This window comes from Streptomyces sp. NBC_00876 (assembly GCF_045207435.1).
Lineage (GTDB): Bacteria > Actinomycetota > Actinomycetes > Streptomycetales > Streptomycetaceae > Streptomyces.
Genome location: NZ_CP108800.1, coordinates 1509979 through 1525854, shown reverse-complemented (window position 1 = coordinate 1525854; position 15876 = coordinate 1509979). Strand labels below are relative to the sequence as shown.

At 73.3% G+C, this 15876-nt stretch carries 15 protein-coding genes; 11 read left to right on the top strand and 4 right to left on the bottom strand.

Annotation, left to right across the window (positions count from 1 at the left end; translation table 11 throughout):
• Nucleotides 1-3: 3 nt before the first annotated feature.
• Nucleotides 4-936, top strand: a complete 933-nt coding sequence (locus tag OG782_RS06655; protein WP_406448465.1) for a LysR family transcriptional regulator — start codon at nt 4-6, stop codon at nt 934-936.
• A gap of 58 nt (nt 937-994) precedes the next feature.
• Nucleotides 995-1960: an aminoglycoside phosphotransferase family protein gene (locus tag OG782_RS06650; RefSeq protein WP_406448464.1), complete on the top strand. Its 966-nt coding sequence runs from the start codon at nt 995-997 to the stop codon at nt 1958-1960.
• On the opposite strand, the gene OG782_RS06645 is transcribed toward OG782_RS06650, so the two are convergent.
• Together OG782_RS06645 and OG782_RS06640 are read right to left on the bottom strand one after the other, a co-directional pair.
• Complete coding sequence (locus tag OG782_RS06645) at nt 1957-3021, bottom strand: class I SAM-dependent methyltransferase (RefSeq protein ID WP_406448463.1); 1065 nt, start codon at nt 3019-3021, stop codon at nt 1957-1959. The two genes, OG782_RS06650 and OG782_RS06645, sit on opposite strands and share 4 nt — an antisense overlap.
• Before the next feature lie 195 nt (nt 3022-3216).
• A complete protein-coding gene (locus OG782_RS06640) occupies nt 3217-3915 on the bottom strand; it encodes a gamma-glutamyl-gamma-aminobutyrate hydrolase family protein (RefSeq protein ID WP_406448462.1) in 699 nt (232 codons plus the stop codon).
• Nucleotides 3916-4024: 109 nt separating this feature from the next.
• On the opposite strand from OG782_RS06640, the gene OG782_RS06635 reads away from it, so the two are divergent.
• Genes OG782_RS06635 through OG782_RS06620 form a run of 4 tightly spaced genes read left to right on the top strand, consistent with a single transcriptional unit; the run spans nt 4025 to nt 8534 of the window.
• Nucleotides 4025-5392: a glutamine synthetase family protein gene (locus OG782_RS06635; protein WP_406448461.1), complete on the top strand. Its 1368-nt coding sequence runs from the start codon at nt 4025-4027 to the stop codon at nt 5390-5392.
• A gap of 8 nt (nt 5393-5400) precedes the next feature.
• On the top strand, nt 5401-6765 hold the full coding sequence (locus OG782_RS06630; protein ID WP_406448460.1) for an aldehyde dehydrogenase family protein: 1365 nt from the start codon (nt 5401-5403) through the stop codon (nt 6763-6765).
• Nucleotides 6766-6771: 6 nt separating this feature from the next.
• Nucleotides 6772-7560: a 3-oxoacyl-ACP reductase gene (locus OG782_RS06625; protein WP_406448459.1), complete on the top strand. Its 789-nt coding sequence runs from the start codon at nt 6772-6774 to the stop codon at nt 7558-7560.
• Between the two features lie 41 nt (nt 7561-7601).
• Entirely contained in the window at nt 7602-8534 is a 933-nt protein-coding gene (locus OG782_RS06620; RefSeq protein ID WP_406448458.1) for a DUF2510 domain-containing protein, read from the top strand.
• Between the two features lie 10 nt (nt 8535-8544).
• On the opposite strand, the gene OG782_RS06615 is transcribed toward OG782_RS06620, so the two are convergent.
• Nucleotides 8545-9747, bottom strand: coding sequence for an amino acid deaminase/aldolase (locus tag OG782_RS06615; RefSeq protein WP_406448457.1), 1203 nt, complete (start codon nt 9745-9747; stop codon nt 8545-8547).
• Between the two features lie 183 nt (nt 9748-9930).
• Here OG782_RS06615 and OG782_RS06610 point away from each other — a divergent pair, with 183 nt between their 5' ends.
• The 4 genes from OG782_RS06610 to OG782_RS06595 all read left to right on the top strand — a co-directional run bounded on the left by OG782_RS06610 (nt 9931) and on the right by OG782_RS06595 (nt 14271).
• Nucleotides 9931-11178 (top strand): hypothetical protein, encoded by a 1248-nt coding sequence (locus tag OG782_RS06610; RefSeq protein ID WP_406448456.1) that lies wholly within the window; start codon nt 9931-9933, stop codon nt 11176-11178.
• Nucleotides 11175-12368, top strand: coding sequence for a type VII secretion-associated serine protease mycosin (gene mycP, locus OG782_RS06605; protein ID WP_406448455.1), 1194 nt, complete (start codon nt 11175-11177; stop codon nt 12366-12368). The genes OG782_RS06610 and mycP overlap by 4 nt, the downstream gene beginning before the upstream one ends.
• A gap of 376 nt (nt 12369-12744) precedes the next feature.
• Entirely contained in the window at nt 12745-13473 is a 729-nt protein-coding gene (locus OG782_RS06600; protein WP_406448454.1) for an SseB family protein, read from the top strand.
• 90 nt (nt 13474-13563) lie between these two features.
• On the top strand, nt 13564-14271 hold the full coding sequence (locus OG782_RS06595; protein ID WP_406448453.1) for an MIP family channel protein: 708 nt from the start codon (nt 13564-13566) through the stop codon (nt 14269-14271).
• A gap of 76 nt (nt 14272-14347) precedes the next feature.
• Here OG782_RS06595 and OG782_RS06590 read toward each other — a convergent pair whose 3' ends face one another.
• Entirely contained in the window at nt 14348-14710 is a 363-nt protein-coding gene (locus OG782_RS06590; RefSeq protein WP_406448452.1) for a DUF1844 domain-containing protein, read from the bottom strand.
• 334 nt (nt 14711-15044) lie between these two features.
• On the opposite strand from OG782_RS06590, the gene infC reads away from it, so the two are divergent.
• Entirely contained in the window at nt 15045-15791 is a 747-nt protein-coding gene (gene infC, locus OG782_RS06585; RefSeq protein WP_406448451.1) for a translation initiation factor IF-3, read from the top strand.
• Nucleotides 15792-15876 lie beyond the last annotated feature (85 nt).

The window sequence follows — 15876 nt, the reverse complement described above, 5'->3', positions numbered from 1 at the left end:
CTTATGTCCAGCGATTCACCTGCACTTCTGTCCCACCGGGTACCCGATCTCGGCGCGCTGGAGCTGCTCCTCGCCGTCGCCCGGCACGGCAGCCTCGGACGGGCCGCCCGGGACGTCGGCATCACCCAGCCCGCCGCCAGCAGCCGCATCCGCTCGATGGAACGCCAGCTCGGCCTCGCCCTCCTCGACCGGTCGCCGCGCGGCTCCCGGCTCACCGACGCGGGCGCCCTCGTCACCGACTGGGCACGCCGGGTCGTCGAGGCCGCCGAGGCCTTCGACGCGGGCGCCCAGGCGCTGCGGGACCGCCGCGACTCCCGGCTGCGGGTCGCCGCCTCCATGACCATCGCCGAGTACCTCCTCCCGGGCTGGCTGATCGCCCTGCGCGGCGAACGGCCGGACACCGCCGTGTCCCTGCTCGCCGGTAATTCCGCCGCGGTCGCCCAGCGGCTGCTGGCCGGTGAGGCGGACCTGGGCTTCGTCGAGGGACTGTCCGTCCCCGAAGGGCTCGACGCAACGGTCATCGCCCACGACCGCCTGGTCGTGGTGGTCGCCCCGTCCCACGCCTGGGCCCGCCGCCGGACCCCGCTGACCCCGCAGGAGCTGGCCGCGACCCCGCTGATCCTGCGCGAGTACGGCTCGGGCACCCGTCAGGTCCTGGACGCCGCCCTCGCCGTCCACGGCGGACTGGCCCAGCCGCTGCTGGAGCTCTCCTCGACCACCGCGGTGAAGGGGGCGGCGGAGAGCGGCGCGGGCCCCTGCGTCCTGAGCGAACTGGCCCTCGGCGAGGAGCTGTCGGCCCGGCGCCTGGTCAAGGTGCCGATCGCCGGCGTCCGCCTGCGCCGTCAGCTCCGCGCGGTCTGGCCCGCGGGCCACCGCCCCACGGGGCCGGCCCGCGATCTGCTCTCTCTGACCCGGACGGACCCGTCCGGCGGCTGAGGGCGGCGCGCGGACAAATACGGTGGCCGCCCGCCTGCCGGGCGGAAAGGATGGGCGGATGACCGTGACCGCCCCACCCGCCGCCGGAGTCCGCCACCACTGGGCCGGACTGCCCGCCACCGTACGGACCGCCGTCCAGGACATCCTCGGCGCACCCGTCGTCGAGGCCCGGAGCCAGAGCGGCGGGTTCTCGCCCGGTGTCGCCGCCCGGGTCCGGCTCGCGAACGGCCGGCGCGCCTTCGTCAAGGCCGTGAGCGCCGAGACCAACCCCGGCAGCCCGGACCTGCACCGCGCCGAGGCCCGCAACACCGCGGCGCTCCCCGCGCACGCCCCCGTACCGCGACTGCTCGGCTCGTACGACGACGGCACCTGCGTCGCGCTCGTGCTGGAGGACATCGACGGCCACCAGCCCCGCGTACCGTGGGACCCGGCCGAACTCGACCGCGTCCTGGCAGCCGTCGGCGAACTCACCCGGCTCCTGACCCCCGCCCCGATCGAGGCGCCCCCCGTCGCCAAGCGCGAGGCCTCGATGTTCACCGGCTGGCGGACCCTGCACGCGGCGGGGGACACCGGCCGCCTCGACCCCTGGGCGGCACGTCACCTCGGCGCACTCGCGGAACTGGAGTCCGGCTGGGTGGAACCCGCCACCGGCGACAGCCTCGTCCACGGCGACCTGCGCGCGGACAACATCCTGCTGACCGAGGACCGGGTCGTCTTCGTCGACTGGCCCCACGCGATGCGTGCGGCCCCCTGGTTCGACCTGCTGGCGATGCTGCCGTGCGTGGCCGCTCAGGGCGGCCCCGATCCGGAGACCCTCTTCACCGCCCACCCGCCCGGCCGGGACGCCGACCCCGCCGGAGTCACCGCCGTGCTCGCCGCACTGGCCGGCTACTTCGTCGCGCACTCCCTGCGCCCCGCGCCGCCGGGCCTGCCGACCGTGCGGGCGTTCCAGGCGGCTCAGGGCGCGGCCGCCCTGGACTGGCTGCGGCGCCGGACCCGCCACGCGCTCGACGACGTCTTCTAGCGCCGCGCCACGTAATACACGTTCAGGATGTCGCCCTCGACCCGCTGGGTGTCGACGTGGCCGAATCCGGCCTCGGCGAGCATCCTGCGGGCGGTCTGCTCACCCCAGACGGTGCCCAGCCCCTCGCCGCCCTCTCCCAGCGAGACGCTCATGCAGTAGAACACCGAGAACGTGTACAGCGCCGGGCCCAGCGGGTGGTCGATGTTCTCCTCCAGCCGGCTGGACGCCGCGATGTCCCCCATCAGGAACACACCGTCGTCCGACAGGGCGGCGGCGACGGCGGCCAGCGCGCGGGCCGGCCGCGCCAGGTCGTGGATGACGTCGAACGCCGTGATCAGGGCGTAGGAGCCGGACAGTTCGGCGCAGTCGCCGATATCGAAGGCGGTGTTGGTCAGGCCCAGCGAGGCGGCCTCGGCGCGCGCGGCGGCGATGCCCTCCGCGGACATGTCGAGCCCCTGGAAGCGGCTCGCGGGAAAGGCCCCGGCCAGGACGTTGACCGCGTGGCCGTGACCGGTACCGATGTCCACCACGTCGATGCCCGCGCGCAGCCGCTCCGTGAGACCGGGCACCAGCGGCACGATCCCGTTCACCAGCGCCAGGTCGAAGACCTCACCGGACTCCTCCGCCTGAAGGGACTGGAACCGCGGATACGCCGAGTACGGCAGCCCGCCGCCGGTGCGGAACGCCTCCAGCACCTGCTGCTCGACCTCGCCCATCATGCCGAAGTCCTGTGCGATCCGGGCCAGGTTGTCCGGCCCGGCCGCCCGGGTCAGCGAGGCGGCGTGTTCCGGCGGCAGCACGTACGTGCCCTGCCCGGGTTCGTAGTCGACGATGCGCCCGACGACCATCGCGCCCAGCCACTCCCGGACGTAGCGCTCGTTCAGCCCGGCGGCGCGCGCGATCTCCTGACTCGTGGCGGGTGCCATGCCGGCCATGGTGTCGAACAGGCCGCTCTGGTGACCCAGGCCCGCCATCAGACCGAGGCAGGTGTCATTCACCACCTGAACCATGCGGCCCGCGAACGCCTCCTGCTTCACCGCGTCCGGTGTGATCACGGACATCGCTCCTCCTCTCGCCACCGGGCCACGAGGGGAAGCGGGCGGGCGGACGGCCGGCCGCGCTCACGGCGGGCGGCCCGACGGGACGGCGCCGGATTCTCTCCTGTCCGCCACGCTACGCCGCCGGGCCGCCGACGGCCGCCCGGGGCCGCGGCCGTTCCCGCGGGAGCACCGGACGCGGCACGCCCACACCGGTCCTCAGCCGGCCGGCGAGGCCGCCGCCACCAGCGCCCGCATCACCCGTACGTCGTCACCCATCTCCGGATGCCACTGCACCCCGAGCACCCAAGGCGTCCCGGGCCGCTCGACCGCCTCCACCGTGCCGTCCGCCGCGTGCGCCGAGGCCACCAGGCCCGTACCGAGGCGGTCCACGGCCTGGTGGTGGTAGGTGGGTACGTCACACGCCCCGGGTACCACGGAGGCGTACCGCGTCCCCGCGACCGCCGTCACCGTGTGCGTCCCGAACACCCCTGTCGTCCCGTCAGGACCCGTGTGACCGTCCAGATGCTGCGTCAGTGTGCCGCCCAGCGCCACGTTCAGCAGCTGCATCCCCCGGCAGATGCCGAGGAACGGGGTGCCGGACTCCAGAGCCGCCCCGATCAGCGCCGCCTCCCAGCCGTCGCGCTCCGGCGCGGGCGGCCCGCTCCGCGGATCGCGCCCGGCCCCGTACCGCGCCGGGTCCACATCCGGTCCTCCCGCCACGACCACCGCGTCGAGCCGGGCCACCACCGACGCCGCGAGCTCCGGGTCGTCCGGCGGCAGCAGCGCGGCCAGTCCGCCCGCCTCCCTGACCAGCCGGGCATAACCGGCGGGCAGCAGCGTCGCCGGCAGGTCCCAGACCCCCCAGCGTGCCGAGGGCACCAGATACGTACTTATCCCGATCAGCGGACGGTTCATCTGACCTCCTGGTCGCACGGCACGCGGAACGCACAGGCACCGTATCCAAATCCCTTGCACTGCCCATAGATTTGGATCATCTGTCGGCCCGCGAGGAGAGGATCCATCCGTGTCCGACCGAACAGCCCCGCTCGCCGTCGAGGAACTCCGCCTCCTCGTCGAGAGCGGTGAGATCGACACCGTGGTCCTGGCCTTCCCGGACATGCAGGGACGGCTCCAGGGCAAACGCTTCGCCGCCGCCTTCTTCCTCGACGAGGTCGTGGGGCACGGCACCGAGGGCTGCAACTACCTCCTCGCCGTCGACACCGACATGAACACCGTCGACGGATACGCCATGTCCTCCTGGGACCACGGCTACGGCGACTTCGCCATGCACCCCGACCTCACCACCCTGCGCCGGGTCCCCTGGAACGAGGCCACCGCGATGGTCACCGCCGACCTCGCCTGGGCCGACGGCTCACCCGTCACCGCCGCGCCCCGCCAGATCCTGCGCCACCAGCTCGAACGCCTCGCCGCACACGGCTACACCGCCCACGTCGGCACCGAGCTCGAGTTCATCGTCTTCAAGGACACCTACGAACAGGCCTGGGACCGCGGCTACCGCGACCTCACCCCGGTCAACCAGTACAACATCGACTACTCCGTCCTCGGCACCGGCCGCATCGAGCCCCTGCTGCGCCGCATCCGCAACGAGATGGCGGGCGCGGGCCTCACCGTCGAGTCCGCCAAGGGCGAGTGCAACCCCGGCCAGCACGAGATCGTGTTCCGCTACGACGAGGCCCTCGTCACCTGCGACCAGCATGCCGTCTACAAGACGGGCTCCAAGGAGATCGCCGCGCAGGAGGGCGTCGCGCTCACCTTCATGGCCAAGTTCAACGAGCGCGAGGGCAACTCCTGCCACATCCACCTCTCGCTCCGCTCCACCGGCACCCCCGGACGCAGCGTCATGGCGGACACCGACGGCACCATGTCCCCGGTGATGCGGCACTTCCTCGCCGGCCAGCTCGCCGCCCTGCGCGACTTCTCCCTCCTCTACGCGCCGAACATCAACTCCTACAAGCGGTTCCAGCCCGGCTCCTTCGCCCCGACCGCCGTCGCCTGGGGCCACGACAACCGCACCTGCGCACTCCGCGTCGTCGGCCACGGCCCGTCCCTGCGCTTCGAGAACCGCCTCCCCGGCGGTGACGTCAACCCGTATCTCGCCGTCGCCGCACTCGTCGCCGCCGGCCTGTACGGCATCGAGCACGCCCTCGAACTCCCCGAGCCGTGCGAGGGCAACGCCTACACGGCCCCGTACGACCACGTCCCCACCACCCTGCGCGAGGCCGCCGCGGCCTGGGAACACAGCGAGATCGCCCAAGAGGCCTTCGGGGACGAAGTCGTGGCGCACTACCGCAACATGGCACGCGTCGAGCTGGACGCCTTCGACGCAGCGGTGACCGACTGGGAGCTCCGCCGCTCCTTCGAACGCCTGTGAGGACCGCCTTGATCCGTGAGCACCGTGTACTGAACCCGGCGACGGAGGAAATCCTCGCCACCGTCCCCGCCACCACGGCCGCCGAGGTCGGCGCCGCCGTCACGCGCGCCGCCGCGGCCCAGCGGGTCTGGGCCGCGCTCGCCCCCGCCGACCGGGCCCGGCTGCTGCGCCGCTTCGCCGTCGCCGTGGACGGCCGTCTCGAGGAACTGGCCCGGCTGGAGGTGCGGGAGGCCGGTCACACGATCGGCAACGCGCGCTGGGAGGCGGGCAACGTCCGCGATCTGCTCGACTACGCCGCCGGGGGAGTGGAGCGCCTCACCGGCCGGCAGATCCCCGTGCCCGGGGGCATCGACATCACCCTGCTCGAACCCCTCGGCGTCATCGGGGTGATCGCACCGTGGAACTTCCCCATGCCGATCGCCGCCTGGGGGTTCGCCCCCGCCCTCGCGGCCGGCAACGCCGTGATCCTCAAACCGGCCGAGACCACCCCGCTGACCGCGCTGCGGCTCGCCGGAATCGCCCTGGAGGCAGGCCTTCCCGAGCACCTCCTCCAGGTGCTGCCCGGAGCGGGCGACGAAGCGGGCAACGCCCTGGTGGAACACCCGGGCGTCGCCAAGATCGTCTTCACCGGCTCCACCCGGGTCGGCAAGCAGATCATGGCCAAGTGCGCCGAGCGCGTGAAGCGGCTCACCCTCGAACTCGGCGGCAAGAGCCCCAACATCGTCTTCGCCGACGCCGACATCGAAGCCGCGGCGGCCGCCGCCCCGCTGTCCTTCCTGGACAACGCGGGCCAGGACTGCTGCGCCCGCACCCGCATCCTCGTCCAGCGCTCCGCGTACGACCGCTTCCTGGAACTCCTCGCCCCCGCCGTCGCCGCGGTCGTCGTCGGCGATCCGGGCGACGAGAAGACACAGATGGGCCCGCTCATCTCGCGTACGCAACTGGAGCGGGTGCGCGGATACGTCCCCGAGGGCGCGGCCGCGATCCGGGGCAGCGCCCCCGAGGGCCCCGGCTTCTGGTTCCCGCCGACCGTCCTCACCGACACCCGGCCGGACGCGCCCGTCGCCACCGAGGAGGTGTTCGGCCCGGTCGCCGTCGTACAGCCCTTCGAGGACGAGGCGGACGCCGTACGGCTCGCCAACGCCACCGAGTACGGCCTCGCCGGATCGCTCTGGACGCGTGACGTGGGGCGCGCGCTGCGCGTCTCGCAGGCCGTCCGGGTGGGCAACCTCTCCGTCAACTCCCATTCCGCGGTCCGCTACTGGACCCCGTTCGGCGGTTTCAAGCAGTCCGGCCTCGGCCGGGAACTGGGCCCCGACGCCCTCACCGCCTTCACCGAAACCAAGAACGTCTTCCTCAGTACGGAGGCCTGAACCGGTATGACCACGGACAACGAGAACATCTGCCGACGCCTCGTCGGCCGCACCGCCGTCATCACCGGCGCCGGCAGCGGCATCGGCCTGGCCACCGCCCACCGGCTCGCCTCCGAGGGGGCGCACGTGGTCTGCGGCGACATCGACGAGACCGCCGGCAAGGCGGCCGCCGAAGCGGTCGGCGGCATCTTCGTACGCGTCGACGTGACCGATCCCGAACAGGTCGAGGCGCTGTTCAAGGCCGCGTACGACACCTACGGATCCGTCGACATCGCCTTCAACAACGCCGGCATCTCGCCGCCCGACGACGACTCCATCCTCACCACGGGACTGGAGGCGTGGAAGCGCGTCCAGGACGTCAACCTCACCTCCGTCTACCTGTGCTGCAAGGCGGCCCTGCCCTACATGCGGCGCCAGGGGCGGGGATCGATCATCAACACCGCCTCGTTCGTGGCCAGGATGGGAGCGGCGACCTCCCAGATCTCGTACACCGCGTCCAAGGGCGGGGTCCTGGCGATGTCACGCGAACTGGGCATCCAGTTCGCCCGCGAGGGGATCCGGGTCAACGCCCTGTGCCCCGGACCGGTCAACACCCCGCTCCTCCAGGAACTGTTCGCCAAGGACCCGGAACGCGCGGCCCGCCGGCTCGTCCACATTCCGCTCGGCCGGTTCGCCGAGGCCACCGAGATCGCGGCCGCCGTCGCCTTCCTGGCGAGCGACGACTCCTCGTTCGTCAACGCCACCGACTTCCTGGTCGACGGCGGGATCTCCGGCGCGTACGTCACACCGCTGTAGTCCCGGGGCCCGGAACCCGGACCGGAACCTAGAGTGGAGCGATGAGCAACGCGACCCCGCCCGGCTGGTACCCGGACACATCCGCACCGGGCGGCGAACGGTGGTGGGACGGCGCCGCATGGACCGCCCACACCCGTTCGTACGCCACCGTGCCCCAGCAGTCCGGGCCGGGCCGGGCCGGCGGCACGGGCGGTGGCGGCAACGGCGCCAGGACCATCGCGCTCGTGGCGGCCGGCGCGGTGGTCGTCGGCACGGTCGTGACCGGGGCGGTGCTGCTCGGCAGGGACGACGACGCCTCGCCCACCACGACCCGTTCGGGCACTTCCGCGCCGCAGCCCCCGGGCACCGGCACCGACGAGGCCCCCGGCGACAGCCCGTCGCCGGACGGCTCCCCGGCCGCCGCCGACCCCACGGTGCTCGTCGACCAGCTCAACGGTGTCACCCTGCCGGTCCCCGACGGCTGGGAGCGGCCCGAGAGCACCGTCGAGGAACTGCTCACCATGCGCACCAAGGGCTCCTACGACTGCCCCGGGGCCTCCTCCGCCTTCTGCTACCACGGCACGGTGACCACCTTCACCCCGAGCGGCACCGACGCAACCACGCCCGAGGCGCTCGCCAAGAAGGACATCGGCGACGCCGCGGAGCGTGCCTACGAGGAGAACGTCGTCGGGCAGCGGATCCACGGCGGCATCACTTCGCACCGGCAGATCGCCGCCGGCCCGGTGAGCGTGGCCGGGCGCACCGGATACTTCATCCGCTGGCGGGTCTCCACCGGCAAGGGGCCGGGCGGCTATGTGCAGTCGCTCGCCTTCCCCTCACCCGTCGGCAGCGAGTCGCCCGTCCTCGTCCGCTACGCCTTCGACGCCGGCCCCGACGGGCCCCCGCTCGCCCTCATGGACACCCTCACCAAGGGCATCCGGCCGATCGGCGACAGCGAGACCGGCGGAGGCGTCGGCAGCTCCGTCGCGCCCTGACACGGCCTCCTCAGAGGAAGGTGCGGCCCTCGCCCCGGTACGTCGGCACGGTCGCCGTCACCCGGTCCCCCTCGATCAGCTGAAGCTCGTCGAACCGCTCGCACAGCTCACCGGCCTTGGCGTGCCGGAACCACACCTTGTCGCCGATCAGCAGATCGTCGGCCGGGGCGCCGAGCAGCGGCGTCTGTACCTCGCCGGGTCCCTCCTGCGGGTCGTAGCGCAGCCCCTCCGGCAGATACGGGACCGGCAGCCGGTCCGGACCGGCCGCTCCGGACGCCGGGTAGCCGCCGCCGAGCACCGTCACCACACCCACCCCGGGCCGGCGCACCACCGGCTGTGCGAACAGCGCGGCAGGGCGGGCCGTGAACGAGGTGTAGTTGTCGAACAGCCGCGGCACATAGAGGCCCGAACCGGCCGCGATCTCGGTCACCGCGGGCTCCGCCGCGGTGTGCTGCACACTGCCGGTGCCGCCGCCGTTCACGAACTCCAGGTCCGGCGCCACGGCCCGCACCGCCCGCACCACCTCGGCCCGCCGGGCCGCCAGTTCCCTGCGTCCCGTGGCCTGCATCAGCCGGATCGCCCGGGACCGCAGCGGCCGTCCCGCCACCGAGTCACCGACCCCCGCGATGTGCCCCTCGTACGCCATCAGCCCCACCAGCCGGAACCCCGGCCTGCGCGCCACGGACCTGGCCAGCTCGGCCACCTGGGCGGGGGAGCGCAGCGGTGAGCGCAGGGCCCCGATCCTGACCCGGCCGCCCAGCAGCCGCAAGGAGGTGTCCAGCTCCAGACAGACCCGGATCTCCTCCGTGCCCCCGGCCCGTGCCGCGTCGATCAGCTCCAGCTGCGCATGGTCGTCCACCATCACCGTCACGGCGGCGGCCAGCTTGGGGTCGGCGGCCAGTTCCGCGAAGGCGGACCGGTCGGCCGACGGATAGGCCAGCAGGACGTCCTCGAACCCGGCCCGCGCCAGCCACAGCGACTCCGCGAGGGTGAACGACATGATCCCGGCGAACCCGGGCCGTGCGAGCACCCGCTCCAGCAGGGCCCGGCAGCGCACCGACTTGCTCGCCACCCGGACGGGCTTTCCGGCGGCCCGGCGTACCAGGTCGTCGGCGTTGGCATCGAACGCGTCCAGATCGACGACGGCGATCGGGGCGTCGAGATGGGCGGTGGCCCGGTCGTACCGGGTCCGGTCAGCGGCGCGGGCAGTCATGGCCGCAGCTTGCCAGACCGCCGTACCGCTGGGTAGGGGGACGATCTGCGCAGATCGGCCGCGAGCGCGGCGGCCCGCTCCCATCGCCGCCGCCCCAGCCCGTAGAGTGACGGTCACGCGGCGAGCAACGGGCCTGCCTGTGAAGGCGATCCGCGTGCGGTACGGAACGGACCAGGGGGGCGGATGAGTACCGAGGCGCAGCGCGCTCCCGTCCCGCCACGCCCCACCACCCCACCGGCCGTCCAGCCGCCGCCACCGGTACCGGCACCCGTGGAGCCCGCCGCACCGGTGATGGACGCGACCGTCCCGCCTGCACCCGCCGCGCCGCCGGCCCGTGTCGAGCCGCCTGCCGACCGTCCAGCCGCCCCGCCGGCGCCCGCCGTACCGCCCGCCGTTCCGCCCTCCGTGGAGACGACCGCCCGGCTGCGTCCCGTGCCCCCGGCTCCGCCCGAACGGGCGGAGGCCGCCGGGGCCCCCGCCCCCGCAGGCTTCCCGCCGCGCCCTCCGGCGCCGCCCGAGGCGACCCGGCGCCGGCCGGTGGGCGCCGTGGAACTCGGCGGACCGCCCCCACGGCCCGCCGGCACCACCGCTCCGTACCCCTACCGGCCCCCGCACGACCACGCCCCGGCCGGGACACCCTCCGAGACCGCCACCCGGCTCCGCCCGCTGCGGGCCCGGCATCCGTTCAGGACCGCGGCCGCCGCCGTCTGCGTCGTGCTCGGCCTCGGGCTGATCGGCGGGGCGGTCACCGGCAGCTGGCTCGTCAGCGACTCCTCGGCCGATCCGGCCGCCCACAGCGCGTACACCGTGGGCCGCGGCGCCTGGCACAGCATCCCCGTGGACACCCTGTTCCCCCGCACCCTGAAGGGGGACGGCGCGGGGCCGGGCGGCGCCGACCGGGTCTGGACCAGGATCGCCGTCGCCCCGGACAGCGGGTGCACGGGCGCACTCGACCCGCTGCTGCTCAAGACGCTGCGTCCGGTCGGCTGCGCCCGCCTGCTGCGCGCCACGTACACCGACGCGACGAGCAGCAGCGTCACCACGGTGGGACTGGTCTTCACCGAGGCCGGCACCGAGGCGATGCGGGCGCTGAGCACCCGGTTCGCCGGCGAGCACCTCGACACGCGCACGGACCTGATGCCCCGCGCCTACGCCGTGGAGAACAGCCCCGCCGCCGGATTCGGCGACCGGCAGCGCGCCAGCTGGACCGTGCACGTCCTGACCGAGGTGCCCGTCGTGGTGTTCGCCGTCTCCGGCTTCGCCGACGGCCGGAAGGTCACCGACCCGCAGCCCGCCGCCAAGGCCATGGCCGCCCGTGCCACGACCGCCGCCGCCCAGGCCGGACTCGGGCACGAGGCCAGGGGAGTTGCCGACCGGGTCGAGCGCGCACTGCGCAGAACCGTCGCCGACCTCACGGAGAAGCCGGAATGACCCGCCCTGCCCGCCGCCGCGTCCTCGGCGCGCTCTGCGCCGCCACCGCCTTCGCGCTCCTGCCCGCGTCCCCGGCCGGGGCGGACACCATCAGGGCCCAGCAGTGGGGCCTGGACGCCCTGCACACGGACCGGGCCTGGCAGACCACCCGGGGCAAGGGGATCACCGTCGCCGTCGTCGACACCGGGGTCGACGGCAGCCTGCCCGACCTGGCGGGTCAGGTCCTGCCGGGCAAGGACATGATCGGCTTCGGAGCAGGCCGCGGGGACCGGTCCTGGGCGCGGCACGGCACCGCGATGGCCGGGATCATCGCGGGCCGGGGGCACGGCAGCAGACGCGAGGAGGGGGTACTCGGCATCGCGCCCGAGGCGAAGATCCTCCCTGTCCGGGTCATCCTCGAAGCGAACGACCCGTCCCGCGCCAAGGCCCGCAAGTCCCGGGGAACGGCCCTCGCCGACGGCATCCGCTGGGCCGCCGACCACGGGGCCGACGTCATCAATCTCTCCCTGGGGGACGACAGCGAGTCCGCCCACCCGGAGCCCGGTGAGGACGCCGCCGTCCAGTACGCGCTGAAGAAGGGCGCGGCCGTCGTCGCCTCGTCCGGCAACGGGGGCGAGAAGGGCGATCACATCTCCTACCCCGCCGCCTACCCGGGCGTGATCGCCGTCGCCGCGGTCGACCGGTACGGCACCCACGCCTCGTTCTCCACCCGCCGCTGGTACGCCACGGTGAGCGCTCCCGGCGTCGACATCGTCGTCCCCGCACCCGACCGCCAGTACTACGTGGAGTGGGGCACCTCCGCTGCCGCCGCGTTCGTCTCCGGCGCGGTCGCGCTGGTCCGGGCCGCCCATCCGGGCCTCACGCCGGCCCAGATCAAGAAGCTCCTCACGGACACCGCGCGCAGCTCCCCGGCCGCCGGCCGCGACGACGCGCGCGGGTACGGCATCGTCGACCCGGCCGCGGCCGTCAAAGCCGGAAAAACGATGCGCCCCGAAGGGCTGCGCACCGACTCCGCCCCGGCCGGCTACCGCAAGCGGTACTTCGGAGCCGGCCCCACCCCGCAGCCCGAGGACGACGGCCCAGCCGGCTGGCTCGCCCCGGCGGCGGGCGGCCTCGGTGCGGTCCTGCTGGCACTGGCGGTGGTGCTGTGGCGCGGCAGGAGCGTCCGGGCCTCCCGCCCCGGCCGCTGACCCGGCCTCACCCGGCGGCCCTCAGCACCTCCACGGCCGGCTCCGCCGCCGACTGGCAGCGGTTCGACGGCCCCGGCCGGTTCCGCGTCGAGATCCACCACCGGCTCCTCGCTTCTCGGCGCCGCGGCCGGAGAGCAGACGGCGGGCGACACGGACGATACGGAGGCGACGGCCGCCGGTGAGTGATCCGCGGACCGGCCGGTCAGATACGCGCCCCCGGCGGCCGTCAGGGCCGGCACGAGCGCGGCCGTGACGGACAGGGCGGATCCGGGTACGCGGTGTCGGGACATGGCCAGGACGCCGGGAACCGCGGCTGAGAGCGGGCTGGGGCCGACCTGTCGGCGGGATGGGAATGCCCAGGCACTAGGCTCGCCCCGTGGCGCAGAAGAACATTCCGGACCCCGGGTACTCCGACGACGACGGCACGGCCGACCCCGCACTGACCGCGGCACTCGCCGCCTGGGCCGAGGACCGCAAGGCCGTCGGCCCGGTGCTCGAAGCGCTCAGGGGGGCCCGGCTCCTGGTTCCCGTGGTGGCCGTCCTCGGTGAGGTGGAGGAGGACGAGAACGGGCTGCGCCGCGAGAAGACCAGCGACATGGCGGTTCCCACCCTCCAGGCCGGAGACCGCCGGGCCCTGCCCGCCTTCACCTCCACCGCCTCGCTGGCCCGCTGGGACCCGCAGGCCCGCCCCGTCGCCGTACCCCTGCACCAGGCACTCCAGGCCGCCGTGCACGAGAAGGCCGACACGGTGGTGCTCGACCTCGCGGGGCCGGTGGCCTTCGAACTGACCGGTTCCGCCCTGCTCGCCCTCGCCGAGGGCCGCACCAGCGCCGACCCGCTGGACGACCCCGCCGTCATCTCGGCGGTACGGGACGCCGTCGCCGCCGAACCCGCGGTGCTCCGTGCCCACCTGGGCCCCGGCCGCGCCGACGGCACGCTCGCGCTGGTACTGGAGGAGAGCGCCGACCCCGCCGAGGCGGCCGGCCGCCTCGCGCGGGCGCTGGCGGCGGACGAGGTGCTGCGGGCCCGGCTGGTCCGCGGCCTGGATCTGGCACTGATCCCGGCCGGTGCGCACACGCCCGGTGAGGCCCTGTTCACGCGCTGATCACCCGATCGGCCCAACGCGCACGAAGCCGCCACCGGCCGGAGAATTGCGAACGAATCGGACAACATTCGATCTTCGCGAGGTGGTTGTATGCAGACGCGGACAGCTGTGTCGGAGTTCCTCGGCACACTGCTGCTGGTGTTCTTCGCCGTCGGATCGGCGGTGCTCGGCGCCCAGTACATCGGGACCGTCGGCATCGCGCTGGCCTTCGGCTTCGTGCTCCTCGCCCTCGCCTACGCGCTGGGCCCGATATCCGGCTGCCATCTCAACCCCGCGGTGACGCTGGGGATGCTGACCGCCCGGCGGATCGACGTGCGGACCGCGGTGACGTACTGGATCGCGCAGTTCCTCGGCGGCATCGCCGGCGCGGCCCTGCTGTTCCTGCTCGCCAAGCAGGTGCCCGGACTGAAGACGAGCGGAACGTTCGGCAGCAACGGCTACGGCGACCGCTCGGACGTGCACATCAACGTCGGCGGCGCCTTCCTCGCCGAGGTGATGCTCACGTTCCTGCTCGTCTTCGTCGTGCTCGCGGTGACCCACAAGGTCGCCGTCATCGGCTTCGACGGTCTGCCCATCGGGCTCGCGCTCGCCGTGGTCCACCTGGTCGGCATCCCGCTCACCGGCACCTCGGTCAACCCGGCGCGCAGTCTGGGACCGGCGCTGTTCGCGGGCGGGGCGGCGCTCTCCCAGCTCTGGCTGTTTCTGGTCGCCCCGCTGGCCGGCGGAGTGATCGCGGCGCTCGCCCACCGGCTGACCCACCCGGCTCCCGGACGGCTGGAGCACCCCGTCCGGGCCTGACCGGGCCCCGTACGCCGTGAGCCCCCTGCCGGGTCGGGCAGGGGGCTCACGGACACCTGGAACGGAAGGGGCGGGCTCAGCCGAAGACGGGGCCGGTGTACTTCTCGCCGGGACCCTTGCCCGGCTCGTCCGGTACGAGCGAGGCCTCGCGGAACGCCAGCTGCAGCGACTTCAGGCCGTCGCGCAGCGGGGCCGCGTGGAAGGAGCTGATCTCGGTGGTGCTCGCGTCCAGCAGGCCGGCCAGCGCGTGGACCAGCTTGCGGGCCTCGTCGAGGTCCTTGTGCTCGTCGCCGTCCTCGGTCAGTCCGAGCTTCACGGCGGCGGCGCTCATCAGATTGACGGCGACCGTCACGATCACCTCGACGGCGGGCACCTCCGCGATGTCGCGGGCCATCTCGTCGAAGCCGGGGGAATTGCTGCTGGGGGTCGCGTCACTCATGCGCCATACGATAGGCCCACGGCCGGACGCTCCCGTCGCCGGGAGCCGCGCACCGGCCCCGGCCGTCGCGTCCCCCGATGCGAGGTTCGCACCACTCCGGGGGAGCTGCTAACCTTGTGTAACGACCGGCTGGGTACCTATGTGCCCGGCCCACAAGTGGAGGCTCCGATCTCCCACCTGGCCGTCCTCAGGACGGCGGGTCACCGGTCAGGTGGCGCCCATCGTTCCGTACGGACGATGGAGCCGCCCGATGCGCCCCGCGGTTGACCGCGGCGGTGTTCCGGTTGTTCTGGAGCCCCGCCTGTGTCCCGTCCGGGGCATTTTTCTTGTCCTGATGCGGTTGGTCTGTCGAAACAGACGTTACGTGGCTGTCCGCCAGACGGCCGCGTGGTGCTACCGAGGAGGATCCATCAGCGCCGAGCCCCGCATCAACGACCGGATTCGCGTACCCGAGGTGCGACTTGTCGGTCCCAGCGGCGAGCAGGTCGGGATTGTTCCGCTTGCCAAGGCCCTGGAACTCGCACAGGAGTACGACCTCGACCTGGTCGAGGTGGCGGCTACCGCCCGTCCGCCCGTGTGCAAGCTCATGGACTACGGGAAGTTCAAGTACGAGTCGGCCATGAAGGCCCGTGAGGCGCGCAAGAACCAGGCGCACACGGTCATCAAGGAGATGAAGCTCCGGCCGAAGATCGACCCGCACGACTATGACACCAAGAAGGGTCACGTCGTCCGGTTCCTCAAGCAGGGCGACAAGGTCAAGATCACGATCATGTTCCGTGGTCGTGAGCAGTCCCGCCCGGAGCTGGGCTTCCGACTGCTCCAGCGTCTGGCTTCGGATGTGGAGGAACTCGGCTTCATCGAGTCCAACCCGAAGCAGGACGGCCGGAACATGATCATGGTTCTGGGCCCGCACAAGAAGAAGACCGAAGCCATGGCCGAGGCCCGCGAGGCCCAGGCCGCCCGCAAGGCGGAGCGTCAGGGTTACACCCACGACGACGACGCCGAGACTGCGGACGAGGCTGTCGAGGCTCCGGCCGAGGCGACCTCCGAGGCTCCGGCCGAGACACCTTCCGAGGCGTGACCTTCGGGGGCTGCCATCCAGGCGCCCCCGGGTCCCCCCGGAATCCCACCAAGATCTGACGCCCCTGCGTTCCGGTGCCCGCACC

Excerpts from the sequence above, each read along its gene's own strand:
- OG782_RS06625 (WP_406448459.1), top strand. The coding sequence starts at position 6,772 with ATGACCACGGACAACGAGAACATCTGCCGACGCCTCGTCGGCCGCACC.
- OG782_RS06595 (WP_406448453.1), top strand. The coding sequence starts at position 13,564 with ATGCAGACGCGGACAGCTGTGTCGGAGTTCCTCGGCACACTGCTGCTG.
- OG782_RS06590 (WP_406448452.1), bottom strand. The coding sequence starts at position 14,710 with ATGAGTGACGCGACCCCCAGCAGCAATTCCCCCGGCTTCGACGAGATG.
- OG782_RS06615 (WP_406448457.1), bottom strand. The coding sequence starts at position 9,747 with ATGACTGCCCGCGCCGCTGACCGGACCCGGTACGACCGGGCCACCGCC.
- OG782_RS06620 (WP_406448458.1), top strand. The coding sequence starts at position 7,602 with ATGAGCAACGCGACCCCGCCCGGCTGGTACCCGGACACATCCGCACCG.
- infC (WP_406448451.1), top strand. The coding sequence starts at position 15,045 with ATGCGGTTGGTCTGTCGAAACAGACGTTACGTGGCTGTCCGCCAGACG.
- OG782_RS06645 (WP_406448463.1), bottom strand. The coding sequence starts at position 3,021 with ATGTCCGTGATCACACCGGACGCGGTGAAGCAGGAGGCGTTCGCGGGC.
- OG782_RS06610 (WP_406448456.1), top strand. The coding sequence starts at position 9,931 with ATGAGTACCGAGGCGCAGCGCGCTCCCGTCCCGCCACGCCCCACCACC.
- mycP (WP_406448455.1), top strand. The coding sequence starts at position 11,175 with ATGACCCGCCCTGCCCGCCGCCGCGTCCTCGGCGCGCTCTGCGCCGCC.
- OG782_RS06640 (WP_406448462.1), bottom strand. The coding sequence starts at position 3,915 with ATGAACCGTCCGCTGATCGGGATAAGTACGTATCTGGTGCCCTCGGCA.
- OG782_RS06650 (WP_406448464.1), top strand. The coding sequence starts at position 995 with ATGACCGTGACCGCCCCACCCGCCGCCGGAGTCCGCCACCACTGGGCC.
- OG782_RS06655 (WP_406448465.1), top strand. The coding sequence starts at position 4 with ATGTCCAGCGATTCACCTGCACTTCTGTCCCACCGGGTACCCGATCTC.